This window comes from Floridaenema fluviatile BLCC-F154 (assembly GCF_041929135.1).
Taxonomy (GTDB): domain Bacteria; phylum Cyanobacteriota; class Cyanobacteriia; order Cyanobacteriales; family Aerosakkonemataceae; genus Floridanema; species Floridanema fluviatile.
The window spans coordinates 77,523-98,603 of record NZ_JBHFNS010000073.1 but is presented as its reverse complement, the minus strand read 5'-3'; the positions used below and the strand labels follow the sequence as shown (position 1 = coordinate 98,603).

Genomic DNA, 21,081 nt, shown 5'->3' with positions numbered 1-21,081 from the left:
AAACAAAGTGAGTTTGTGGATACTTGATACAGATTGTGTCTCGCTCTTTCAACGGGGACATTCATTGGTTAGCGAGCGTGTCAATGCAGCTAATCCTCAAGAACTTGCTGTAACAATTATAACCCTTGAAGAACAATTGTATGGACGACTGAATCCAATCAGAAGGGCTAATTCAAGAGATACCTTAATATCAACTTACGCAAAGCTACGAGCTACAATTAATTACTTCAAAACAGTTAATCTGCTTGATTTTGACCAAGAAGCATACAGTTGTTATGCAGAACTGCTTCGTCAAAGAACTGGTGTTGGTACACAAGATTTAAAAATTGCTGCAATCGCCATTTCCAGAAACGCAATTTTAGTCAGCCGCAATAGTCGAGATTTTGAAAAAGTTCCGGGTTTAGTTTTTGAAGATTGGACAATAGAATGAATAATGCTTTTTTGCGGCATGAAGATACACAGAGGTAACAAAGAGTTCAAAACCTAAATAGGGCTTGCTAAAATTGAAAATTACCTCTATGCTTATATTGAGAGCAATTATCTTTTAGTATTTACCACAGCTTACTAATCTCTGCATAAGAGCAATGTGTCGCTGTTTCCAATCCGACTCCCGATGTGTCCAGGCTACAGGAAATTGACCAAGAGGTGCTGTTAGAGAAAAATCAAGTTGCTCATAGAAAAACCAACCTCCTCCCCATTCACCTCGAACACTGCCATCTCGCCAGCCTACAAGATCGCCAAAGTTTCGCCATGTATCTCGTTGAGCATAAAAACTTCCACCAAGACTATCCCAAATACGTTTTTGGACGCTAAATCCGAAGCGATTGTTACTGTAATGCGTCCAAAGTTTATCAATAGTATGTAGATCAGTACATGGAAAATTATTTATACAATCCATGTCTAGATAGTTCAATTGCAAATTTGGATTTATACTTTGCTTTTTTGTACCTGCCACTAGGAGCATGAAAATCTTAGTTAGCTCATCGGCATTTTTCCAATCTTGTTCTGCCAAATGATCTCGTAATTTACTGTAATTTATACCTACAGTTGATGTTAATTCTATTTCAGACATACAGATACAGTCCTTACTAGGGTTCAAACTTGTAAAAATGATTAGAAGTGAAAGTTAACTATTTTTTACAAATCACAAGATTCCAGGCGAGTATATAAGTTTATTCGATTCCATCTCAAAGAACTTGCCATAGAAGGAATTCTCCAAAAATTTTCCGTCTCCTGTAATATTCCATGTACTGCTGGAAGATGTCCTGGAGGACTATCCAAACTAAAATTAATTTGGTTATAACGTAACCATAGATCTTCTTCCATCTTAATGGTTTCTGTAATAGGTGTTTGCAAAGTAACTTTTGGTTGTTTTTCTGCTAAACGAGCATCTCGCCATCCTACGGCATTGGCAAATTCGTTAAAATACTTCAAAGCGTCTAATGAATCGTCAAGTCTATTTCCTTTAAGTAGATAAATAGATTTTTGAATACTAAAACCAAAATGACCTTTGGAATAATCAATCCAAAACTTGTCAATAGTGCGTAATTCATCACATGGAAAATTCTTTAATGCAATTGAATCTAAATAATATTTTTTTCCAGCAATTTCTAGCATCAGTCTAGCGGTTTCTATATCCGCATCTTTCCATTTTTTAAAGGCGAGTAAATCATTTAGTGTCGTGTAGTCTACCATAAATTTTCCTCCTTGATTTACAAAGAATTTAATTGTTTCGCCATCTGTTCAGCCGCATCTACAGAATTACACCAGCAAACAAGAACAGGAGGAAATCCTGCTTTTGAATTATCCGCATCAAGAAGCGCTACTGGGTAAGATTCAAAATACAATCCACAAGAACCATTTGGATTAGGTTCTTGGGCTCTCTTAAAACTTCCTGCCCATTTGTATCTGTATATATCACTCATTTGAAAAGCCTCTCAAGAGTATGTATCGTATTTTACTTATCATAAGCTAACATAATTGAGTTTTTTACTAGTAAACGTCAGTATTTATGTTAGGATTACATAAGTAATTTTTTTATACTTCCTAGTTATGGCATTTACTGACGAACAATTTGCTGATGCAGCAAATCACTGGGACTTGGAAACACTTTATACCGATCTGGCATCTGTAAAAGGAAAGCGGCTGACCCCCGTCGAGAAGTTACATCTACGGGGGTTACTTTGTGGTTATAGTCCTGCGGAAATAGCTGAAAAACTGCAAAAAAATCATAAGGGCGTGGAGACTGATCTTTGTAGCACTATATATAGATACGTTAAAAATCTTTTAGATAAATGTAATGAAAAAATAGAAAATTGGCGAAATATTAGTGAATGGCTTGCAGATGCAGGATATAAAACCCAAACTCGATCGTCTACTAAGTTGCCATTTCTCGATCGTTTACCTGAAAATAGCGTAGTTAATATAACTAATATCACTTGTGAAAATAATCAAATAACTATAGATGCTTGCTTAAAAATAACTGTACCGTTACCTTCAGAAATATCAATTGAGAAGTTAGATATTGAAGATAATAATAATAATTAGGTTTTTGCTTCAATTCAACTAAGTAAATCAATACCTAGCCTCACTGCGTAGAGTTTGCAAAGTTTCTAAGCTGCTAGTTGTAGCTATTGGTTGAGTATTTCTAAGCTGAGATCTAGATTTCAGTTTTCCCTTAGTCTTTCCCCGAACAGTTGAACAATCTATTAATTCTTGATCGATAGTAGATAATTTAGCGATCGCCTTTCCTTCACGGTTAATAATTACCTCTTCTCCTTGTTCCACTTGACTGAGAATTTGGCTCAAGCTTGCCTCAAAATCAGCAACAGTTAACTTTATCATCAAATTATCTCCCTTTGCCTATCTCTTTTTATATTGTTCGATCGCATAGCGTACCGTAAGCATATCGCACTCTCTCCCCAATCCTTTAATCAAAGTGCGATCGCATATTACCATCTCCCATTACTTCCCACCGCCAACTCTTTCCAAATTAGTACTTTCAAAAGCTGCCAAAATTTCTGACTCCGTTGTTCCTTCCTGTAATTCAATGTAGTAATTGTATCCTTGGTCATAAAAAATTAACCTCTGACTTTTAGGAACTAAAGAACGAAACCAAATTGCAAATTTAGCACAATCTTCCAAATAACCGTCTAAACTTATTCCCTGTCCATCTCGGTGTAAAGCTCCATCAAATCTTAAGCTCTCTCCTGACACTTTTGTAAACCATTCCAGCTGATAATAATCATCTGAATTCCTAATTTCCTGAATGTGAATATCTGACCATTCTTTTAACATATTGTTAACAAAATCTTCATGATTTATTTTCCAATCTGTTTCTTCTGGCGGAGTTATTAAGTATTCCATTAGTATTTCTCCTTTTGCATTAAAACCTAACAACAACAAAACCAGGTATATTATATTTACTTAGCAAACTTTCAAAAAACGATACTGCTTCTTCAATATTAACAATTACCTGCAATTCCACTACTGGCGTATTAACATCATTAATTACTGCCGCATACCGCCGAAATTCATTTTCCACATCATTAACTGCCTTAGTACGTATAAAAGCTGGTACGTTTGAATCACTCACATAAGGGCTGTTTTTGGGATTTTCCACAAATTTTGCTTCTAGTAATTGCCCAGCTTGAGCATTTATCCCATCAGCCCATATTTGTTCTTCTCCATCCCTAACTTGTACTTCTTCGGAACCGCAATGTCTAATTTGAAATTGATAGCGTTAATTATAGCTGGGAGTTGCTCTTTTAGGAAAATCTTTCATCCAGTTTTCAACACTGGTTGTATAGTCATCCATTAGGGGTTTAGTCTAAATCTTTACCGTCAAGTTTACGATAATATTCTTCCATTTCTGCATCAAGTTCCCGACGATAGGCTTCTATGTGAACTAATACTTCATCAAAGTATGGATCGTCTTTAGCAGAACCAGCAAACCTTAACCAAGGGTTGTGTGCGTGGCGAGGTTCAACTTTCAAGGGAATAATTTCTGCTGTTTCTAAACGTGCTTTTACTATCTCGCGCAAGCGTAACATAACTGATTGTCGATCGCATCCCTCAGCTTGACAATCAGGTAAGCCAATTACCGTTCCAATAAGACTACCATCTGGTTTTTTTCCAGCAAAACATTGAGAGTGAAATTATAATCTCCAACCGATATGGAATAGTTATCCATCAATTTTTTACCCGAACGCCTTAATTTTTAATTGTAGCTGCTTTTATATTGTTCGATCGCCTAGCGTGCCGTAGGCATATCGCACTCCCTCCCCAATCCTTTAATTAATGTGCGATCGCATATTAGCATCTCGCATTACTTTGCACTGCCAACTTTTATTTTACTTGAATATACTCATCACCTGTTAAACTTTTCTGGCGGTCTTGAAATTCTTCAAATAATTCAAAAAAACTATCTAACGCATCTCGCTCATCTTGAGAAAAAAACAAAATTATATTAGCCCAAGATTGAGAAGATTCTATCCCAAATTTTTGCTGAATCCATTCTTGAAATCCATCCAGAGGGTTTTCTGCTGTTAAAGGTACGCCAAGCTGGTACTGTGCTACATTATATCCAGATAAAAAAGCCTGAAGACAAACGATCGATGGTCTACCTAAATAAGCAGCAGGTTTCTTTTTGATTTTTTCCAGAATATCACCTAGATAATCCATCGCTAATCTCCTTTTTTTAACTTATTAACTATTGTCAACTATCTAAATTATAAACTAGTTAAAATTCTGTTTCTATCACCGTAAATGTTCCATTGAAATCTTCTACCAAAGGCCCGCCAAAACTATTGAGCCATTCCTGCTTAGAAATTCCATCAGGATAGAGGTTATCAAAAACTATTTCAACTCTTCCTAGTTTAGTTTCAATCTGAACAACTACACCTTGATGAAACCCGTTGAGAGCAATTTGTCGATCGCTTCCTACCGGATTAGTTATAATTGCAAAAGGTAATCTATCAGTATTAGTACTAATTCTTAACAACTTACCCTTCAGCCCTTCTATTTGCAAGTACCTTTGGATATCTTGAGAGCATTCCACGCATTGAAAATTCCTATAGGTTCTAGCAATCTGCCTAATTTCTTCAATTTGCTCCTCAGTCATAGCGATAAGTACTTAAAATATATAAACTCATAAGCTGTTACGCATTTAAATCACTTATTAACGAGTAGGGTGCGTCAGACGGTAAAGCCTTATCATAGAAAGGAAAATATCTAAATCTGACGCACCCTACAATATGATTCCCTTTTCCCTTTTTATATTGTACGATCGCGTAGCGTGCCCTAAGCATATCGCACACTCTCCCCAATCCTTTAATCAAAGTGCGATCGCAGTTATCATAAAAATATCTCAGTCCCACCTTAATTAAGAAACCTCTAAACTTTACAAATGTTTCCCACAATCACTGACAAAGTACATTGGACAACAGCCGACTTGGAACTATTCCCCAATGATGGCAAACGCTATGAAATTATTGATGGAGAATTATTTGTGACTAGAGCACCTGACTGGAAACATCAAGAAGTCTGTGTAAAAATTGCTACTGAGTTAGAAATTTGGTCAAGTCAAACTAATAGCGGTAGAACAGCTTTCGCCCCTGGTATTATTTTCACAGATGCAGATAATGTGATTCCTGATGTAGTTTGGGCTAGTAAAGAAAGGTTAGCAGAAATATTAGATGAAGCCGGACATTTAACAGGTGCGCCAGAATTAATTATTGAAGTTCTCTCTTTCGGAGAATTGCAGGAAAGAAGAGATCGGGAATTAAAATTAAAACTGTATTCCTCTCAAGGAGTTCGAGAATATTGGATTTTCGATCGCAAACAAATCAAGATAGAAATTTATCGTCGGGAAAACGGCATTTTAAAATTAGCTGTTACATTATATCGAGAAGATAATTTAACCAGTCCTCTTTTACCAGGATTTAGTTGTCCTGTTGAACGGTTATTTAGCAGCGTGATTCAGGGTGGTTAGTGCGATCGCCTAAAATAAACACTAATACAACTATCAAATTAACTACCATGACTCAGCTAACAACTACAAACCCTCAATTCACACCCACCGACCACAAATATGTACACCTTGATGCTAACAACGTACCGATTATAGTTGGCAGCACAATGAAAGTAGTTGAATTAATCACCTCAGTTTACGCCTACGGTTGGAGTCCTGAAGAATTACACTTTCAATATCCACATTTAAGCATGAGCCAAATTCACTCCGCCTTAGCTTATTACTGGGAACATAAAGCAGAAATTGATGCTGATATGGAAAGGCGAGAAGAATATGCTGCAAAGATGCAAAAAGAAGCAGGTGAATCTCCTGTATCTAAAAGACTCAGAGCACAAGGATTAATCAAATGAGTCTAGCCCTTTACATGGATGAAAACGTAGCTCGGCAAATTACAACTGGATTACGACAGAGGGGTGTAGAGGTTCTGACAGTTCAAGAAGATGGACTTACCAGCTTTCCCGATCCGATCGTACTCGATCGAGCAACTGAACTTCAGCGCCTCTTATTTACCCAAGACCAAGATTTTTTAGCAGAAGCTAGTCGCCTTGACACTCCTCGCCCTATAAGTGCGAGGATTCTTGGTTCACAGACTCACCATAACCTAGCAGAATTGCTCCAACCAGGCTAGAGGGCAAATCTCCCCAAGCTTTAGATCCGGTATGCCCTACCGTACTTAATGCTAATTTCAGGATATTAATTGCGGCGTTGATATCTCGATCTTCGATGAACCCACAATGGGGACAAACATGGGTTCTAGTTGATAGAGATTTCTGCACTTTCTGTCCACAATTAGAACAATTTTGACTTGTATTGTAAGGAGGCACTGCAACAGTAACCTTTCCATACTTATAGCCAAAATATTCCAACCAACGTCGAAATAAATACCATCCGGCATCGCTAATTGATTTCGCTAAATGTCGATTTCTTACCAGCCCTTTGACATTTAAATCTTCATAAGCCACCAAATCGTTAGATTGGATTAAACGGAGTGCCACTCTCTTGACAAACTCTTCTCGCTGCCTACTTACTTTTAAATGTTTCCGAGCATATCGATTTCTAGCTTTCTGATAGTTTCTAGATTGGGGTTTCCCTTTCTTGAACTTCTTAGATTTCCGCCGATTCAAGCGTTTTAAGCTTTTCTCTCCCTTTCTATAAAACTGGGGATTAGCTTCAATGTTTCCTTGGCTATCTGCCAAGAAATATTTAATTCCTAAATCTATTCCTACAGCTTTCTGACTGGGAATTAAAGGCTTCACCCGCTCTCTGGGATCGGCTTTAATAGCAAATTGTACGTAATAGCCATCCGCACGACGCACAATTCTCACTCTTTTAATTTGCTCAATCTGGTAAAAGTTCAAATCTCTAGAACCTACTAGCTTGAAACTTCCAATACCTTTCTTGTCTATAAAATTAATGTATTTTCTGTTATCAGATAGTTTCCAACCAGAGACTTTGTATTCTACTGAACGAGTGTTTTTCTTGAATTTAGGATATCCTTTCTTGCCTTTAACTTGGTTTTTACAATTCTCATAAAAACGGTTAACTGCTTTGAGTGTTCTTTCTACCGCAGCTTGACAAGCGTGGGAGTTTAACTCTTCGACAAACTTAAACTCTTTTCTCAATAATGTGTTGTATCTAAACATTTCTGGCTGACCAATTCCACGATTATCCATCCAATAACGAAGTACTTTATTTCGGACAAATTGGGATGTCCTAATTGCTTCGTTAATGGCGGTTATTTGTTGTGGTTTAGGGTAGACCTTAAACTCGTAGACAAACACGACTGATACTGAATTAATGGATATCAACTATTATGATAACATGGAATTGAAAAATCGGTAAGAGAAAGCCGTCCTAGAAGGACGGGGCTTGTATCCCATTATTTTCGGTCATATACGCTCGTAAATCTATTGTTTTGATCGGTGTTTGTGTGCGAGATTTGGAAATAATTGCTAAAGCGTGCGAACTTGAAGAATTTGCCAACCGCGTTCAATATCTACCTTTATAATTTAACCGATCGCACACACCCCCCAAAAAAACGCGACTACCCGAAAAATCCGAGTAGCCACACCAATCTTTTGAAATCAAACTATTTAACTCTTTATCTAAAACCAACCGCAGCTTGCCAAACGAAAGCCAACAGTAAGAAAAACACGGGGATAATCGGGAGAACATCCACCAATGGATCGAACATCGAAAAAGCTTCAGGCAATTTTGCTAGTAAGAGTGCCGCTTCCATCAATTAACCTTCCTTTCCAACACAGTTTTAAGAATTGCCATATATCTTAACATGAGAGGGTTATAAAGATGATGGTGTTGGTGCAAGCCATTGGGCAAAATCTTCTGTAAAGCTATCACGGAAAATCGCCTCTCTAATTCTTTGGGTAAACCGCACCAACTCGGTAATATTGTGAATGGACAGCAGCGTGTAACCTAAAATCTCACGAGTTCGCACCAAATGGCAGAGATAAGCGCGAGTGAAGTTCTGGCAAGTATAACAATCGCAACTTTCATCCAAAGGCGTGAAATCTTCCCGAAATCGGGCGTTTTTCAAATTCCAACGTTCCCCGCCCACCACGACTGTACCATGACGCGCCCAACGAGTCGGAATCACGCAATCAAATAAGTCTACACCAGCTGCGATCGCTTGCACCATTTCCCGATAAGTTCCCACCCCCATCAAATAGCGGGGTTTTTCTGCGGGTAACATTGGCGCAGTCGCCCTCACAATCTTCTCAATTAATTCTGACGGTTCTCCCACACTTACGCCACCGATCGCATAACCTGGAAGATCCAACTCCCTTAAAGATACCGCAGCCTCCTGCCGCAAATCTAAGAATACTCCCCCTTGCACAATTCCAAACAACGCCTGATCTTCACGCTGATGGGCACTTATACAACGTTTCAACCAGCGATAAGTCCGTTCCGTCGCTAACTCTACCTCTTCTCTAGTTGCTGGATAAGGCGGACATTCATCAAATGCCATAATGATATCCGCCCCTAAAGCATTTTGAATATGAATCGACTTTTCCGGCGTTAACTCAATGATTCTGCCATCTCGCGGAGAACGGAAAGTTACACCATTTTCTGTAATTTTACGTAATTCGCTTAAACTAAAAACCTGAAATCCACCGGAATCAGTTAATATTGGCCCATTCCAAGCCATAAACTTGTGTAAACCGCCTGCACCAGCCACAATCTGTTCTCCTGGTTGCAAATGCAAATGATAAGTATTCGCTAGAATCATCTGCGCCCCTGTCGCTTGTAACTGTTGTGGTGTGACAGTTTTTACCGTTGCTAAAGTTCCCACAGGCATAAAGCGGGGGGTTTCTACCTTGCCATGAGGAGTCGAAAAAACTCCGGCTCTGGCTTGACTATCCGTACAGCAAGCTTGACAAGTAAACTGAAAACTGCTATTCAAAATGTATCTTCACCTTCATCGTCAATTTGGAGATCCCACTTCGCTGAAAGCACTTGATCTACTACCGCTTCCAGGTCAGCAGCATTTAGATTAGCACTAGAATGGTCTTGCAGCAGATTGGTGAGGGGAATCAGTCGTAAGCGGCGATGGTCTTGAACTAAATCGAAATAAGATTCACTGTCAGCAGACATTTTTAATTCTAGGTAATCAAAACTATCCACATTGAGATAAAGTGCGTGATTAGCTACCAGAGTCGAGCGTTGCGGATCGGAAAATACCTCTAGAACGTAGCCTTCGCCCTGACTTTGTAAATTATTTTCTAGGAGATGTAGGTAACGAACATGACGCAAATCCATTAATAGTCGCCGCATATCCAGTTTATTGACTACGATTCCGGTGTCTATAATGCAGGGGGCAGGTAGTCGTTTGGAAGATTGATCGTAACTCATAACCAAAAAGCCTCTTATCTAATTCCGCCTTTATCTTGGCAAGGAAGTTGTATAACTTACAACGGGGGTAAAGCCCTACAGTCTTACTGAACCTTTATAATATTAAGTTTGTCACATTTGAAATTTTAGTCTTGCCCTTGGGCATACTAACTATATAAAGCCAAGAAAATCCAGTTAAGTAACCCAACTAATTAGGTAACAATTGCCTACTACGATCGCTCCGTAGTAGGATTTTTCCTTACGGATTTCCCAGAAACCTCAATTAGGTGACGAGATCATCTTATCCTAGAATTTTTCCCCAACCCATCATCAAATTTACCGAAATTACCGATCGACTTTTCTCCGTAGTATAAAGGGGGCAGGGGAGGTGGGGAGGTGGGGAGGTGGGGGGAGAGTTTCACCTTTACCTTTTCCTCTTTCTTCCCTTCTGGCTTCTGCCTTTACTAAATGACAAATGACGAAAAACAAACATTGGAGTAAACAGGTGTTTCGGTTTTGGCAGCAGCAAACGGCGACGTTAGCGGCTGCGATCGCATTTTATACCTGTTTACCTGTACCGAGTAGTTGGACGCTAGCATTTCGGGGTATCGCCCGACTTGCGCCTGTGATTGGATTAATGATTGGCGGAATGCTGGGATTGTTAGATTCTGGCTTGCAGCTGTTGGGAATGCCAGTATTAACTCAGTCGGTATTGGTAATTTTAGCCGGAATTGCTTTGACTGGTGGGTTGCACCTAGATGGGGCTATGGATACCGCCGATGGGCTAGCTACCCCCGACCCCAAACGTCGCTTAGAGGTGATGTCAGATAGCCTGACAGGGGCATTTGGGGCGATGGCTGCGGTGGCGATTATTTTACTCAAAACTGCCGCACTGCATGACATCCAATCTCATCGTTGGTTAGCTTTAATGGCGGTTGCTGGTTGGGGACGTTGGGGACAATTAGTGGCGATTATCTGTTATCCTTACCTCAAGCCTACTGGGAAAGGGGCAATTCATAAGGAATCAAATCTTTCGGCTCGCGATTTGATTCCGGGACTTTTGTTACTTTTAGGTTTGAGTGGATTTTTGTTAATTTTAGATAGCGATCGCTGGTTGATGTCGGTAGGAATGGCTTTTGGTGGTGGTGCGATCGCAGTTTTAACAGGTGCCTGGTTTAATTACAAATTAGGTGGGCATACGGGCGATACTTATGGCGCAGTCGTAGAATGGACTGAAGCTTTATTACTCTGTCTTTTAGCGGGAATTTTTCCGAAGTGATTCTGATAAATTAGGTTTGTTGTGAGGACTTCAGTCCCTTGATTTTAGGGGTATACGACTGAAGTCGCTACTACGAACCTCAGATTAAATTGGTTTTAGGCGTGTTACTTTAAGTTTGAAAGTACCGCCTGATGTTTCGCCGAAAGCACGCACTCGGACAATATATTTTCCCGAATCTTTAATTCGAGTAAATAACAGTGAGTTAGTGGTACCGTCTGGACCATCATCGTTTTCGACTACAGTGACACCATTTCTCATCAGGGTGACAATAGTATCAAAATTGTCGGAACTGAGATCGATCGCGATATTATCTCCAGCATTCAAGTCAATAGTGTAGTCTCTGGCAAATCCGCCTTGTCCTGTCGGAATATCTCTTTCGGAAAGGGAGTCGGCAACTTCGCCATTGGCTGGGAGAGGAATCGGGTTGTATAGTCCTTCTTGAGCTTTGACAGTCGGGGCAGTATTTGCCAGAATCAGCAAAGTTGCAGGAAAGACGAGAAAGCGGCTAACACGAGCTAAAGAATTCTGCATCATGATGAAGCGGAGTAACCTCGCAAAAAAAAGCACAAACTTGTCAATTGTAATTGTTTTGGGCACTGAGGATTAGGAATTGGGGATTGGGGATTGAGAATGAGAATTCCCGATCCATGTTTAGTAGGAGAGAACCAAGACAGGGATTGCTTTATCACAGCATTTTCGCGATTTTATATTACTATATCTTGCTTTGTCTTTAGTAAATCCTCAGAATTTCCTCAACTTTTGTTCCTAAATTTAAATACTAAAGTCTTGCAAACTTAGTGTCTAGTTTCTGTTTTTACTAAAATGTTCCGATCGATTAACGATAGTTAGTATGGTAAATTTCAACAAGCCTGTTCATGAACTAAGCAGCTTACCAGAAGCTCAAATGGAACCTTTAACTACCAAAAGAATCCTAATAGTAGAAGATGAACCCAATTTGCGAAGATTAGTGCAAACTTGTCTGGAAACATTGGGAGAGTGGGAGGTAATCCAGGCGGCTTCTGGTTACGAGGGGTTACTTTTGGCAGAGAGGGAAAAACCTGATGCGGTTCTTCTTGATGCTATGATGCCGGAAATGGATGGGATTACCTTTTTGCAAACATTGTTGACAACCCCTGAAATTCAAACCATTCCGGTGGTTTTTCTCACTGCTAAAGAAGATTTGATTGAGCCAGAATCCTATTTACCCTTGGGAGCGAGAGGTGCGATCGCTAAACCTTTCAATCCTTTAACATTACATCATCAGGTAGCAGCTTTTCTCGGCTGGCATTCTGAGTAAAATTGAAAATTGCTAAAATTGTTAAGGCGGAAAAAGACAAAGCGATGATTTTTTTTCAGCAATTTTTGCCTGATATTGTGGCGATCGCCTCGACTACGATCGCCTTAGTATTAAAACTTTGGTTAGAACCATTTTTGCTCAAAAGTACTGTTAATGGAGTTTTCTATCTCGCTATTATTGTAACTAGCTGTTATAGTGGTTGGCGATTGGGACTTATTGCCGTTGTCCTTTCCACTTTAGCAATCAATTATTTCTTAACTTCTCCTCAATATCAATTGGGCATTGCAACACCGGAAACTTTATTTCAACTGACAATTTTCTTTTTAATTGCCTTTTTAATCAACCTATTAACTAGCCATTTGCGAGATAGCAAACAACAGATCGAGCAGCTGAACAAACAATTAGCCGAGGAAAAAATCAACTTACTGCGAACAGCACCATTAGCGGCGCAGATGGGGATGTGGAATTGGAATATCGAAACCGGAAAAATTGAGTGGTCAAGGGATCATGAAGAATTATTTGGCTTAACTCCAGGGACGTTTGATGGTAGATATGAAAGCTTTTTAGTTTGCTTGCATCCTGACGATAAAGAATCAATTAATCAAGCATTACAAGAGGCGATCGCAAACAAAAGTCTTTACCAAGTAGAATATCGTGTAGTTTGGCCCGATGGTAGTATTCATTGGATTGAAGCTAGGGGACACGCTTTTTATAACCAAGCGGGAGAGCCGATCCAAATGACTGGAACGGCGACAGCGATCGATCGACGCAAACAAGCACAAGGTTTGTTGCAAGAGAAATTTGAAGCACAACGCTTGAGTATGGAAATTACCCAACGTATTCGACAATCGCTCAATTTAGAAGAGATTTTTCAAACTACTGTAAATGAAATCCGACAATTACTTCAGACCGATCGGGTAATTATTTTCCAGTTCGATCCAAAATGGCGAGGAACTGTGGTTGCTGAATCTGTGGGCACTCAGTGGACAGCTATTTTATCAACCGAAATTTACGATCCTTGCTTTGGCGAACAATACGTTGAACCTTATAAACAAGGCTTAGTTACCGTAAAATCTGATATTTATAATGCCGGAATTGATATCTGTCACCTGCAACTATTAGCAAATTTCCAAGTGCGAGCAAATTTGGTAGTTCCTATTGTTAAAGGAGGTGAATTATGGGGATTGCTCATTGCTCATAACTGTGCTAGACCACGCCAATGGCAATCAACAGAAATCGATTTGATGCGACAGTTAGCTAATCAAGTAAGCATTGCAATTCAACAATCTGAACTTTTTGAACAGGTGCAGACTGAATTGACGGAACGCAAACAAGCAGAAATGGCTTTAAAACAACTAAATGCCGAACTAGAACAACGGGTAGCAAAGCGAACTTTAGAACTTTCTCAGCTAAACGATCGCCTGCTGGAAGTATTACTAGCTTTACAAGAAAGTGAAGAACGTCGCAGATTAGCTTTAGATTTAACCCATATCGGCTTTTGGGATTTTCACATACCCAGCGGAAAAGTTATCTGGAATGATAATCACTTCACGCTACTGGGTTTAAATCCCAATACCACCGATCCAAGTTTTGAGCTTTGGCGCAGTTGCGTTCATCCTGAAGATCTTAATTGGGTAGAAAAACAGTTTTTAGAGTCGATCGCCAACTGCACTGATTTTGCCGCTGAATATCGAATTGTTCATCCTGATGGTTCTGTTCATTGGTTGATGGGACGTGCTAAAGCGATCTCCGATGCAGAAGGAAAACCTGTGCGATCGCTTGGTGTTTTGTTGGATATTTGCGATCGTAAACAAATAGAAGAAGCACTCAGACAAAGCGAAGCTAAATTCCGTTCCCTCAGCGAATATTCACCTCTAGGCGTTTTTAAGACCAATATTCACGGAGATTATGTTTATATTAATCCCCGCTATCAAGCAATTTGTGGTTGCACTTTTGATGAAGCTTTGGGAAAAGGTTGGTTGCAGTTCATCCACCCAGAAGATCGAGAGAAATTTAAGGCAGCGTTTGCCAAAGTGCGAGCCCAAAAACAGGAATTTTTTGGCGAAATGCGTTTTGTCCGTAAAGATGGAACCATTCGTTTTGCTCGCGTGCGGTCAGCCCCCATTGTTTCTGCTACAAATAACTTGATTGGTTATGTTGGTATGGTAGAGGACATTACTGACAATCGAGCTATTGAAGTAATGAAAAAAGAGTTTATCTCGATCGTCAGTCACGAACTGCGAACTCCCCTAGCTGCGATTCGCGGTTCTTTGGGGTTACTCGCCTCTGGAGTCTTGAAAAACAAGCCGGAAACTGCTCAACAAATGTTAGATATCGCCGTTCACGATACCGAACGCTTAGTGCGTTTAGTTAATGACATTCTCGATTTAGAGCGACTAGAAGCACAAAAAGTCAAGCTAAATAAGCAGTGGTACGATGGGTTAATGCTGATGCAACAATCTGTGGAAACTGTGCAATCTTTAGCAATACAGAGCAACATTAGGCTAGTTGTTGAACCGACTTCTGTTCTTGTTTGGGGAGATTCCGATCGAATTATTCAAACTCTAGTTAATCTCATAAGTAATGCCATTAAATTTTCTCCCCCAGAAACTACAGTTACCCTCAGCGTTAAAGACCAAACTAACCAAGTTTTATTTGAAGTAAAAGACCAAGGACGTGGTATTCCTGCTGATAAATTAGAAACTATATTTGGAAGATTTCAACAAGTCGATGCTTCTGACTCCCGCGAAAAAGGAGGCACAGGTTTAGGCTTGGCAATCTGTAAAAGTATCGTCCAACAGCACAGAGGCAAAATCTGGGTAGAAAGCTATCTCGGAGAAGGTAGCAGTTTCTATTTCACCTTGCCAAAAAACCTCGATTAACTCTACGATAAATAATATTGAGTTAAATTTTATACTTATTATGCTACTAAAAAAACGTATTCTGGTAATTGATGATGAAATCAACCTCTCTACCGTGATTCAGGCTTGTTTAGAGAACTTAGGCGGTTGGGAAACTTTAACAGCTGTATCGGCAAAAGAAGGACTTACTATAGCCCAAACTCAACAGCTAGACGCAATTTTACTAGATGTAATGATGCCTGATATGGACGGATTGACGTTATTTCGGGAGTTGCAAAAAGATTCCGTAACTCAAAAAATTCCAGTAATTTTGTTTACCGCAAAAGTCCAGTCCACTGACTTAGACGAATTTGCCAAACTCGGTGTTGCAGGAATAATTGCTAAACCGTTCGATCCCATGACATTAGCAGATCAAGTTGCTTTTACACTAGGTTGGTAATATCTGCTTCTACTGCTAATCCTCAAAATTTCCTCATTTTTTTGTCTTAAATTACAAGTCAGATGAAAATACTACGCATAGTTTAATCCCACATTCTGCATTCTCTCGATGTGACGGCCCTAATTAAGGATGACAGATGTGGGTTTTGTCTAATAAATAAGATTGCTCTTTGGCTACCTCAAAATTTCCTCAATTTCTTGTTTTAACTTATGTCATAAGTGAAGTCGCTACGCTGATGTTGTCCCACATTCCATATTCTACAGTCCGGTTACAGTGTAGGATGTGAAATGTGGGTTTTGTTATTGATATTTTTGCCAAGGCTGAAATAAAAAATATTTTTCCTCAAAATTTCCTCAAATTTCTTTCTTAATCTCTTAAATATGGGAATACACCTCGTTTGTGTTGTTCATAAAGCAGAACAGGTAAATTGTTAATCACAAAGGTAAACTAATGATTGCTCGATCGCAATCATTGGTTTATCTCCTTGATTAAAGGCTGAGAAGTAAACTCCTTTAACATGGCAATTTAATAAAATCAGGAATAAAAAATGGAAAAACAACTTTTCAATCTTACCTTACCTATAGTTATTGAAGAAATTGAAAATATTTTGGCGACCTATCCTATATCTCCCTATCAAAAACTTTTTTCTGTTAATGGCTTACGCCAAGATTTAGTGGCTTATGTTTTAAGTCGGGTTCCCAACAAATACGCTGTATTAGAAGCAACCGAGACTTTTCCCCATCAAAGTTTATTTCCTCCTTATTCAAGCAAACAGTTATTATATATAGAGCATTATATCCATCTGGGAATTCGTGAGCTTTTCAATTTATACAGCAAAAATAATGTTGATAAATTCATAGCAACTAGTCTGAAACTCAACAATTATTTTCTAAGTTAAACTATGATAGCTCAATCTTTAGCCTAGTTCTACAAGCTGAAAAACGTCTATTAATTTAAGGCGAGACAGTTTTGAATTTTGTCCTTATTTAGGAGAAAAGGGAGGATATTTTTGATGTCTTTAGCAAAGGTTAGGAAGCAAGAAAAAATTGAATTTGGTTGGTGGGTAGAAATTATCACGTTTTTACCACCTTGTAGTTACTATTTTGGGCCTTTTGCTAGTATTCAAGAAGCTGCTTCTGCTCACCTTGGCTATTTGGAAGATTTAAAACAGGAAGGAGCTAAAGGAATTCGGCTGAGGATTAAGCAGTGTCAACCGGAAAAATTAACTAGTTTTTGCGATCGAGGATAAAACCAAAGTCAATACTGCTCAGTTAAAGGTAAAGTTAAGGAATGAGTTCCGATGAAAAGGAATGAGTTCCGATGAAAATTCTGCTTGTAGAAGATGATGAAACAGCAGCCAAGGTGCTAGCACAAGAACTCAGCACTCATCATTACACTGTCGAGATTACGGCAGATGGGCAATCGGGTTTGGAACTAGCTCAAGCTTTTCATTACGATCTATTGGTGCTAGATATTATTCTGCCGAAATTAGATGGGATTAGTCTTTGTCGCCAATTGCGATCGCAAGGCTTACAAATACCGATTTTATTATTAAGTGCGAAAAATAGTACTAGCGATCGAGTAAAAGGTTTAGAAGCGGGAGCCGATGATTATCTCGTCAAGCCTTACGAACTGTCAGAATTAATTGCTCGAATTCAAGCTTTACTCCGACGGAGCAAATCGATTTTACCTACCGTATTAACCTGGGAAAAACTTCAGCTACAATTGGATGCTTGTCAGGTTACTTATAGTGGCAAAGTTTTACACTTAACTCCAAAAGAGTACGGCATATTAGAGCTTTTTTTGCGAAATCCGCGGCGAATTTTTAGCCGAAGTGCCATATTAGACCAAATTTGGCCTAGTGGTGAATTTCCCCAAGAGGAAGCTGTTTCTACCCAAATTAAGGGTTTGCGGCAAAAGCTAAAAGCTGTGGGAATGATGGCAAATTTGATCGAAACAATATACGGATTAGGTTATCGGTTGAAAGAACTACCAGAAGATTCTGTTTGCCAACAAGTTTCTCCCGAAGTGACGCATTCAGCTAATCTTAATCGAGTAAATAAACCGGAAGGTGAGGCGAAAGTAAAGGCAATAATGCAGCAAATTTGGGGTAAATTTAAAGAGAGTTTGGCAGCGCAAATAGTGCTATTTGAGGAAGCGATCGCTCAACTTTCTAACGGAACTTTGGATAGCGAATTGCGATCGTCTATGCAAGCGGAAGCTCATCGCTTGATTGGCTCTTTGGGTTCATTTGGCTTACCGGAAGGATCGGAGGTAGCACGGGAAATCGAACAGTTGCTTTGCTTAGAGTCTTTGGGTGACAATCAGGCGAGGCAATTTGCGGATTTGGTGAAGCAGCTAAAGCAAGTTGTGCAAAATCAACCATTGACAACAAGGAAAACTCCTGATGTTAAGGTGGCATCGAGTTGTTTGTTAATTGTTGATGATGATGTGGTGTTAACGGAACAGATTGAACGGGAGGCGATCGCTTGGGGTTTTCAAGTAGAAATAGCAATAGATCCGACAGCTGCAAGAAAGTCTATTTCTTCCCATTTACCTGATGTGATTATTCTGGATCTCACTTTTCCTCACAGCACAGAGAATGGACTTTCTCTACTAGCTGAACTGGTGCAACAAAGTCCTCAAATTCCAGTTTTAGTACTTACAGCAAGGAATGAATTGAGCGATCGAGTAGAAGTAGCACGTTTGGGCGGAAATGTCTTTTTAGAAAAACCGATTAACCCAACAGAAATTCTCAAAATAGTAACTCAGGAACTCCACCGCACCCAGAAAGCAGAAGCGAAAATTCTCATTGTCGATGACGATCGCCATTTGCTAGCAGCTTTATCTACTTTGCTGACACCTTGGGGTTTTCAAATCAGAACTTTAGCAGATCCGCAGCAGTTTTGGCAAACACTTGCTGTTAGTTTACCGGATTTGCTGATTTTAGATATTGAAATGCCTGGTTTTAGTGGGATTGAACTTTGCAAGGTAGTTCGCAGCGATCCTCACTGGAGTGAGTTACCCGTGCTGTTTCTCTCCAGTCATAACGATCCTGAAATTATTCATCAAGTTTTTGCTGTTGGTGCAGATGATTATGTGCAGAAACCGATCGTCGCACCGGAACTAATTGCCCGGATTTTGAATCGGCTGGAACGCACGCGAATTCTCCGTAGATTTGCAGAAATTGAGCGAAATTGAGCAACTAAGGTATTGTTACTTGCTAGAACTTACGCACTCAGATCCCCCAACCCCCTTACCAAGGGGGCTTGAGAAATTCCCCCCTTTGGTAAGGGGGGCTAGGGGATTGCTTAAGCTTCCGAAAGGTGCGGCTGTCTACTCTGAGAAATTCCCCCCTTTGGTAAGGGGGGCTAGGGGGGATCTGGGTTTCAGGCTGAGAGTGCGTAAGTCCTACTTGCTAGGAATCGCGGGAAAATTTAGTCTCGCATCAGTTACTCGTATTTCGGAAGTAGCGATCGCCACAATTCCACAAACTTTAATATCAAATTTACGCAGAGTATCAGCTGCTTCTAGTGCTGTGGCTCCTGTAGTATAAATATCATCTAATAGCAAGACTTCCGCTTTCGGATGTCGTTGACGAAAAGATTTACCAATTTGAAAAGCTCCTCTTAAAGTTTCTCTTCTTTCAGTTGACAATTTACTGTGTAAAGCTTCGGTTTCTGATCTCCGTTCTAAGGCATCTTTTGCTAAATGTAAATTAGTTACTTGACAAAAACTTTCTGCTAATAATTCTGCTTGGTTAAAGCCTCGACTTCGCAATTTATTAGGATGCAAAGGAATGGGGACAACAAGCAAATTTTTCCCCGACTTTAACCGAGATTTTAACCAAGTTTCCCCTAACCAAAAGCCCAAAGGTTGAGCTATTTTTGGTTGTTTTTCATATTTTAAAGCCCACAAAGCTTTTTTCAGGGAACCACTGTAAGTTCCCCAAGGGAAAAGGGGGAAATCTTTTCCCCAAAATTTTTCCGGTTGAGTGATTTGACAGCGTTGTAATTGTTTTTGACAATAGGGACAAAAATCGGTGGAAGTAGGACGCTGACATAAGGGACATTGGGATTGTAGAAATAAATCTAGCAATCCTTGGTAACAGTTTTGGAAGAAATTCATTTGGTATTTAGTAATGCTCCAAAACGTTCATCTTGGCGAATTTTGTCAAAGTCTGGATCTTCTTGAGCTTTGATTTTATATTCATCAGGATTTAGCTCAATAGCGGCTAACAAATTTTCAATTGCTAGTTCTACTTTACCTTGTTGAGCATAACAGCAAGCTTTGTTATATAAAGCTTTGTGTTCGTCAGGTTTAAATTCTAGGACTTTGTTGTAAGCTGCGATCGCTTCTGACAATAAACCTGTCTGTGCTAAAGCCAAACCTCGATTAAACCAATTTCTGTAATCATCGAAATGATTCTCGAAGGTTTTATCAAAAGAAGCCATTGCTTCTTGATGATTGCCAATTCTCCAATAAGCAACACCGCGATTGTACCAAGCTGGGTTAGCATCCGGTTTAATTTGTAAAGCTTTATCAAAGCTGACGATCGCTTTTTCATGGTAGCCACAATTACTTAAAGTAACGCCGCGGTTATACCAAGAATTAAAGTCATCGGGTTTAAATTCCAATGCGCGATCGAAACTATTCAAAGCTTCTTCATAGCGACCAACTTTACCTAAAGCAATTCCTAAATTATACCAACCCCAATAAGCGTGAGGTTGTAATTGTACGCATTGCTCAAAACTAATAATCGCTTTTTCATAATTGCCCAAATCGCTCAAAGTAATCCCACGATTATGCCAACTATTAGCGGAATCTGGATTAAATTCTAAAGCTCTGTCGAAACTGTTCAAAGCTTCTTCATAACGCTGTAATTTTCCTAGAGCTATCCCCCGATTATGCCAGATCCAAGAGGTATCGGGTTTTAGGACTAAGGCATAGTTAAAACTGATCAGTGCTTCTTCATGGCGATCTAAGTTTCCCAAGGCAAATCCTCGTTGGCAAAGGGCGGTATGATAGTCAGGCTGAATGTTTAAGGCAGTATCGAAGCTACTGAGGGCTTCTTCGTAGTTCCTTGCCTCACTTAGACGTAATCCATGCTGGAAAAAGAATTGGGCTTCAAGTTTAGTTATTTGGCTCATAGAACCTGTCATCACTCTCCGGGCAGATTTACTTGTTTTTTTTAGAATGCCCAAAATTAGCGAAGGAATCAACAACCAAACCAGGAAAAACCTTAAGATACTGGCGAGAATTTTCCGGGTTTATGCTTGATTTTGCTTGATTATCTTACGGATGCTAGCGGGAGATGGGGAGATG

28 protein-coding genes are annotated in these 21,081 nt (G+C 39.6%); 12 read left to right on the top strand and 16 right to left on the bottom strand.

From position 1 onward, the window contains the following. The first annotated feature begins 7 nt into the window (after positions 1–7). Positions 8–430 carry a type II toxin-antitoxin system VapC family toxin gene (locus tag ACE1B6_RS19650; RefSeq protein WP_413258949.1) on the top strand — a complete coding sequence of 141 codons (423 nt, stop codon included), beginning with the start codon at positions 8–10 and terminating at the stop codon, positions 428–430. Between the two features lie 114 nt (positions 431–544). On the opposite strand, the gene ACE1B6_RS19645 is transcribed toward ACE1B6_RS19650, so the two are convergent. The 3 genes from ACE1B6_RS19645 to ACE1B6_RS19635 all read right to left on the bottom strand — a co-directional run bounded on the left by ACE1B6_RS19645 (position 545) and on the right by ACE1B6_RS19635 (position 1,925). Then, the gene (locus ACE1B6_RS19645; RefSeq protein ID WP_413258948.1) at positions 545–1,072 is read right to left on the bottom strand and encodes a GUN4 domain-containing protein; all 528 of its coding nucleotides are present in this window, start codon (positions 1,070–1,072) and stop codon (positions 545–547) included. A 65-nt stretch (positions 1,073–1,137) separates the two neighbouring features. Further along, positions 1,138–1,695 carry a GUN4 domain-containing protein gene (locus tag ACE1B6_RS19640; protein ID WP_413258947.1) on the bottom strand — a complete coding sequence of 186 codons (558 nt, stop codon included), beginning with the start codon at positions 1,693–1,695 and terminating at the stop codon, positions 1,138–1,140. A gap of 17 nt (positions 1,696–1,712) precedes the next feature. Next, complete coding sequence (locus ACE1B6_RS19635) at positions 1,713–1,925, bottom strand: hypothetical protein (RefSeq protein WP_413258946.1); 213 nt, start codon at positions 1,923–1,925, stop codon at positions 1,713–1,715. 127 nt (positions 1,926–2,052) lie between these two features. Between ACE1B6_RS19635 and ACE1B6_RS19630 the strand changes: the two genes are divergently transcribed. Further along, positions 2,053–2,547: a helix-turn-helix transcriptional regulator gene (locus ACE1B6_RS19630; RefSeq protein ID WP_413258945.1), complete on the top strand. Its 495-nt coding sequence runs from the start codon at positions 2,053–2,055 to the stop codon at positions 2,545–2,547. 27 nt (positions 2,548–2,574) lie between these two features. On the opposite strand, the gene ACE1B6_RS19625 is transcribed toward ACE1B6_RS19630, so the two are convergent. The 6 genes from ACE1B6_RS19625 to ACE1B6_RS19600 all read right to left on the bottom strand — a co-directional run bounded on the left by ACE1B6_RS19625 (position 2,575) and on the right by ACE1B6_RS19600 (position 5,122). Further along, positions 2,575–2,844: a type II toxin-antitoxin system Phd/YefM family antitoxin gene (locus tag ACE1B6_RS19625; RefSeq protein ID WP_413258944.1), complete on the bottom strand. Its 270-nt coding sequence runs from the start codon at positions 2,842–2,844 to the stop codon at positions 2,575–2,577. A 120-nt stretch (positions 2,845–2,964) separates the two neighbouring features. After that, the gene (locus tag ACE1B6_RS19620) at positions 2,965–3,366 is read right to left on the bottom strand and encodes a hypothetical protein (RefSeq protein ID WP_413258943.1); all 402 of its coding nucleotides are present in this window, start codon (positions 3,364–3,366) and stop codon (positions 2,965–2,967) included. A 19-nt stretch (positions 3,367–3,385) separates the two neighbouring features. Then, positions 3,386–3,727, bottom strand: a complete 342-nt coding sequence (locus tag ACE1B6_RS19615; RefSeq protein WP_413259004.1) for a restriction endonuclease fold toxin-2 domain-containing protein — start codon at positions 3,725–3,727, stop codon at positions 3,386–3,388. A gap of 97 nt (positions 3,728–3,824) precedes the next feature. Then, a complete protein-coding gene (locus ACE1B6_RS19610; protein ID WP_413258942.1) occupies positions 3,825–4,052 on the bottom strand; it encodes a hypothetical protein in 228 nt (75 codons plus the stop codon). Positions 4,053–4,347: 295 nt separating this feature from the next. After that, positions 4,348–4,683 carry a hypothetical protein gene (locus tag ACE1B6_RS19605; protein WP_413258941.1) on the bottom strand — a complete coding sequence of 112 codons (336 nt, stop codon included), beginning with the start codon at positions 4,681–4,683 and terminating at the stop codon, positions 4,348–4,350. 58 nt (positions 4,684–4,741) lie between these two features. Further along, entirely contained in the window at positions 4,742–5,122 is a 381-nt protein-coding gene (locus ACE1B6_RS19600; protein WP_413258940.1) for a papain fold toxin domain-containing protein, read from the bottom strand. Positions 5,123–5,407: 285 nt separating this feature from the next. Here ACE1B6_RS19600 and ACE1B6_RS19595 point away from each other — a divergent pair, with 285 nt between their 5' ends. From ACE1B6_RS19595 to ACE1B6_RS19585, 3 genes are read left to right on the top strand one after another with little or no spacing between them, the layout of a single operon-like run. After that, on the top strand, positions 5,408–5,992 hold the full coding sequence (locus ACE1B6_RS19595; RefSeq protein WP_413258939.1) for a Uma2 family endonuclease: 585 nt from the start codon (positions 5,408–5,410) through the stop codon (positions 5,990–5,992). Between the two features lie 47 nt (positions 5,993–6,039). Beyond that, positions 6,040–6,381, top strand: coding sequence for a DUF433 domain-containing protein (locus ACE1B6_RS19590; protein ID WP_413258938.1), 342 nt, complete (start codon positions 6,040–6,042; stop codon positions 6,379–6,381). Next, positions 6,378–6,659 carry a DUF5615 family PIN-like protein gene (locus ACE1B6_RS19585; RefSeq protein ID WP_413258937.1) on the top strand — a complete coding sequence of 94 codons (282 nt, stop codon included), beginning with the start codon at positions 6,378–6,380 and terminating at the stop codon, positions 6,657–6,659. Before ACE1B6_RS19590 ends, ACE1B6_RS19585 begins: the two co-directional genes overlap by 4 nt. Here ACE1B6_RS19585 and ACE1B6_RS19580 read toward each other — a convergent pair. The 4 genes from ACE1B6_RS19580 to ACE1B6_RS19565 form a co-directional block, all read right to left on the bottom strand. Then, positions 6,592–7,812, bottom strand: a complete 1,221-nt coding sequence (locus ACE1B6_RS19580) for an RNA-guided endonuclease InsQ/TnpB family protein (protein WP_413258936.1) — start codon at positions 7,810–7,812, stop codon at positions 6,592–6,594. The two genes, ACE1B6_RS19585 and ACE1B6_RS19580, sit on opposite strands and share 68 nt — an antisense overlap. Before the next feature lie 320 nt (positions 7,813–8,132). Beyond that, the gene (locus tag ACE1B6_RS19575; protein WP_073592768.1) at positions 8,133–8,270 is read right to left on the bottom strand and encodes a photosystem II reaction center protein K; all 138 of its coding nucleotides are present in this window, start codon (positions 8,268–8,270) and stop codon (positions 8,133–8,135) included. Between the two features lie 60 nt (positions 8,271–8,330). Further along, positions 8,331–9,452 carry a tRNA guanosine(34) transglycosylase Tgt gene (gene tgt / locus ACE1B6_RS19570; RefSeq protein WP_413258935.1) on the bottom strand — a complete coding sequence of 374 codons (1,122 nt, stop codon included), beginning with the start codon at positions 9,450–9,452 and terminating at the stop codon, positions 8,331–8,333. Next, entirely contained in the window at positions 9,449–9,901 is a 453-nt protein-coding gene (locus ACE1B6_RS19565; protein WP_413258934.1) for a hypothetical protein, read from the bottom strand. The genes tgt and ACE1B6_RS19565 overlap by 4 nt, the downstream gene beginning before the upstream one ends. 454 nt (positions 9,902–10,355) lie before the next feature. Between ACE1B6_RS19565 and cobS the strand changes: the two genes are divergently transcribed. Further along, positions 10,356–11,159 carry an adenosylcobinamide-GDP ribazoletransferase gene (gene cobS / locus ACE1B6_RS19560; protein WP_413258933.1) on the top strand — a complete coding sequence of 268 codons (804 nt, stop codon included), beginning with the start codon at positions 10,356–10,358 and terminating at the stop codon, positions 11,157–11,159. An 84-nt stretch (positions 11,160–11,243) separates the two neighbouring features. Here the strand turns inward: cobS and ACE1B6_RS19555 are convergent, their stop codons facing one another. Further along, on the bottom strand, positions 11,244–11,693 hold the full coding sequence (locus tag ACE1B6_RS19555; protein WP_413258932.1) for a PPC domain-containing protein: 450 nt from the start codon (positions 11,691–11,693) through the stop codon (positions 11,244–11,246). A 316-nt stretch (positions 11,694–12,009) separates the two neighbouring features. Here ACE1B6_RS19555 and ACE1B6_RS19550 point away from each other — a divergent pair, with 316 nt between their 5' ends. The 6 genes from ACE1B6_RS19550 (at position 12,010) to ACE1B6_RS19525 (ending at position 18,957) form a co-directional block, all read left to right on the top strand. Next, complete coding sequence (locus ACE1B6_RS19550; protein ID WP_413258931.1) at positions 12,010–12,456, top strand: response regulator; 447 nt, start codon at positions 12,010–12,012, stop codon at positions 12,454–12,456. 2 nt (positions 12,457–12,458) lie between these two features. Beyond that, entirely contained in the window at positions 12,459–15,338 is a 2,880-nt protein-coding gene (locus ACE1B6_RS19545) for a PAS domain-containing protein (RefSeq protein WP_413258930.1), read from the top strand. A 40-nt stretch (positions 15,339–15,378) separates the two neighbouring features. Next, positions 15,379–15,756, top strand: a complete 378-nt coding sequence (locus tag ACE1B6_RS19540; protein WP_413258929.1) for a response regulator — start codon at positions 15,379–15,381, stop codon at positions 15,754–15,756. A gap of 547 nt (positions 15,757–16,303) precedes the next feature. Beyond that, positions 16,304–16,654: a hypothetical protein gene (locus ACE1B6_RS19535; protein WP_413258928.1), complete on the top strand. Its 351-nt coding sequence runs from the start codon at positions 16,304–16,306 to the stop codon at positions 16,652–16,654. Positions 16,655–16,768: 114 nt separating this feature from the next. Next, positions 16,769–17,005: a DUF1816 domain-containing protein gene (locus tag ACE1B6_RS19530; RefSeq protein WP_413258927.1), complete on the top strand. Its 237-nt coding sequence runs from the start codon at positions 16,769–16,771 to the stop codon at positions 17,003–17,005. Between the two features lie 71 nt (positions 17,006–17,076). Continuing rightward, entirely contained in the window at positions 17,077–18,957 is a 1,881-nt protein-coding gene (locus tag ACE1B6_RS19525; protein WP_413258926.1) for a response regulator, read from the top strand. 210 nt (positions 18,958–19,167) lie between these two features. Here ACE1B6_RS19525 and ACE1B6_RS19520 read toward each other — a convergent pair whose 3' ends face one another. Together ACE1B6_RS19520 and ACE1B6_RS19515 are read right to left on the bottom strand one after the other, a co-directional pair. Beyond that, positions 19,168–19,884: a ComF family protein gene (locus ACE1B6_RS19520; protein ID WP_413258925.1), complete on the bottom strand. Its 717-nt coding sequence runs from the start codon at positions 19,882–19,884 to the stop codon at positions 19,168–19,170. Further along, positions 19,881–20,906, bottom strand: a complete 1,026-nt coding sequence (locus tag ACE1B6_RS19515) for a tetratricopeptide repeat protein (RefSeq protein ID WP_413258924.1) — start codon at positions 20,904–20,906, stop codon at positions 19,881–19,883. Before ACE1B6_RS19515 ends, ACE1B6_RS19520 begins: the two co-directional genes overlap by 4 nt. Between the last annotated feature and the right edge of the window lie 175 nt (positions 20,907–21,081).

Bases quoted from the DNA above. Each gene is read 5' to 3' on its own strand.
- ACE1B6_RS19585 (WP_413258937.1), top strand. From the start codon at position 6,378: ATGAGTCTAGCCCTTTACATGGATGAAAACGTAGCTCGGCAAATTACA.
- ACE1B6_RS19590 (WP_413258938.1), top strand. From the start codon at position 6,040: ATGACTCAGCTAACAACTACAAACCCTCAATTCACACCCACCGACCAC.
- ACE1B6_RS19540 (WP_413258929.1), top strand. From the start codon at position 15,379: ATGCTACTAAAAAAACGTATTCTGGTAATTGATGATGAAATCAACCTC.
- ACE1B6_RS19635 (WP_413258946.1), bottom strand. From the start codon at position 1,925: ATGAGTGATATATACAGATACAAATGGGCAGGAAGTTTTAAGAGAGCC.
- cobS (WP_413258933.1), top strand. From the start codon at position 10,356: ATGACGAAAAACAAACATTGGAGTAAACAGGTGTTTCGGTTTTGGCAG.
- ACE1B6_RS19620 (WP_413258943.1), bottom strand. From the start codon at position 3,366: ATGGAATACTTAATAACTCCGCCAGAAGAAACAGATTGGAAAATAAAT.
- ACE1B6_RS19515 (WP_413258924.1), bottom strand. From the start codon at position 20,906: ATGAGCCAAATAACTAAACTTGAAGCCCAATTCTTTTTCCAGCATGGA.
- ACE1B6_RS19605 (WP_413258941.1), bottom strand. From the start codon at position 4,683: ATGGATTATCTAGGTGATATTCTGGAAAAAATCAAAAAGAAACCTGCT.
- ACE1B6_RS19610 (WP_413258942.1), bottom strand. From the start codon at position 4,052: ATGTTACGCTTGCGCGAGATAGTAAAAGCACGTTTAGAAACAGCAGAA.
- ACE1B6_RS19525 (WP_413258926.1), top strand. From the start codon at position 17,077: ATGAAAATTCTGCTTGTAGAAGATGATGAAACAGCAGCCAAGGTGCTA.
- ACE1B6_RS19625 (WP_413258944.1), bottom strand. From the start codon at position 2,844: ATGATAAAGTTAACTGTTGCTGATTTTGAGGCAAGCTTGAGCCAAATT.
- ACE1B6_RS19640 (WP_413258947.1), bottom strand. From the start codon at position 1,695: ATGGTAGACTACACGACACTAAATGATTTACTCGCCTTTAAAAAATGG.
- ACE1B6_RS19550 (WP_413258931.1), top strand. From the start codon at position 12,010: ATGGTAAATTTCAACAAGCCTGTTCATGAACTAAGCAGCTTACCAGAA.
- ACE1B6_RS19520 (WP_413258925.1), bottom strand. From the start codon at position 19,884: ATGAATTTCTTCCAAAACTGTTACCAAGGATTGCTAGATTTATTTCTA.
- ACE1B6_RS19565 (WP_413258934.1), bottom strand. From the start codon at position 9,901: ATGAGTTACGATCAATCTTCCAAACGACTACCTGCCCCCTGCATTATA.
- ACE1B6_RS19535 (WP_413258928.1), top strand. From the start codon at position 16,304: ATGGAAAAACAACTTTTCAATCTTACCTTACCTATAGTTATTGAAGAA.
- ACE1B6_RS19575 (WP_073592768.1), bottom strand. From the start codon at position 8,270: ATGGAAGCGGCACTCTTACTAGCAAAATTGCCTGAAGCTTTTTCGATG.
- ACE1B6_RS19600 (WP_413258940.1), bottom strand. From the start codon at position 5,122: ATGACTGAGGAGCAAATTGAAGAAATTAGGCAGATTGCTAGAACCTAT.
- ACE1B6_RS19645 (WP_413258948.1), bottom strand. From the start codon at position 1,072: ATGTCTGAAATAGAATTAACATCAACTGTAGGTATAAATTACAGTAAA.
- ACE1B6_RS19555 (WP_413258932.1), bottom strand. From the start codon at position 11,693: ATGATGCAGAATTCTTTAGCTCGTGTTAGCCGCTTTCTCGTCTTTCCT.
- ACE1B6_RS19630 (WP_413258945.1), top strand. From the start codon at position 2,053: ATGGCATTTACTGACGAACAATTTGCTGATGCAGCAAATCACTGGGAC.
- ACE1B6_RS19530 (WP_413258927.1), top strand. From the start codon at position 16,769: ATGTCTTTAGCAAAGGTTAGGAAGCAAGAAAAAATTGAATTTGGTTGG.
- ACE1B6_RS19595 (WP_413258939.1), top strand. From the start codon at position 5,408: ATGTTTCCCACAATCACTGACAAAGTACATTGGACAACAGCCGACTTG.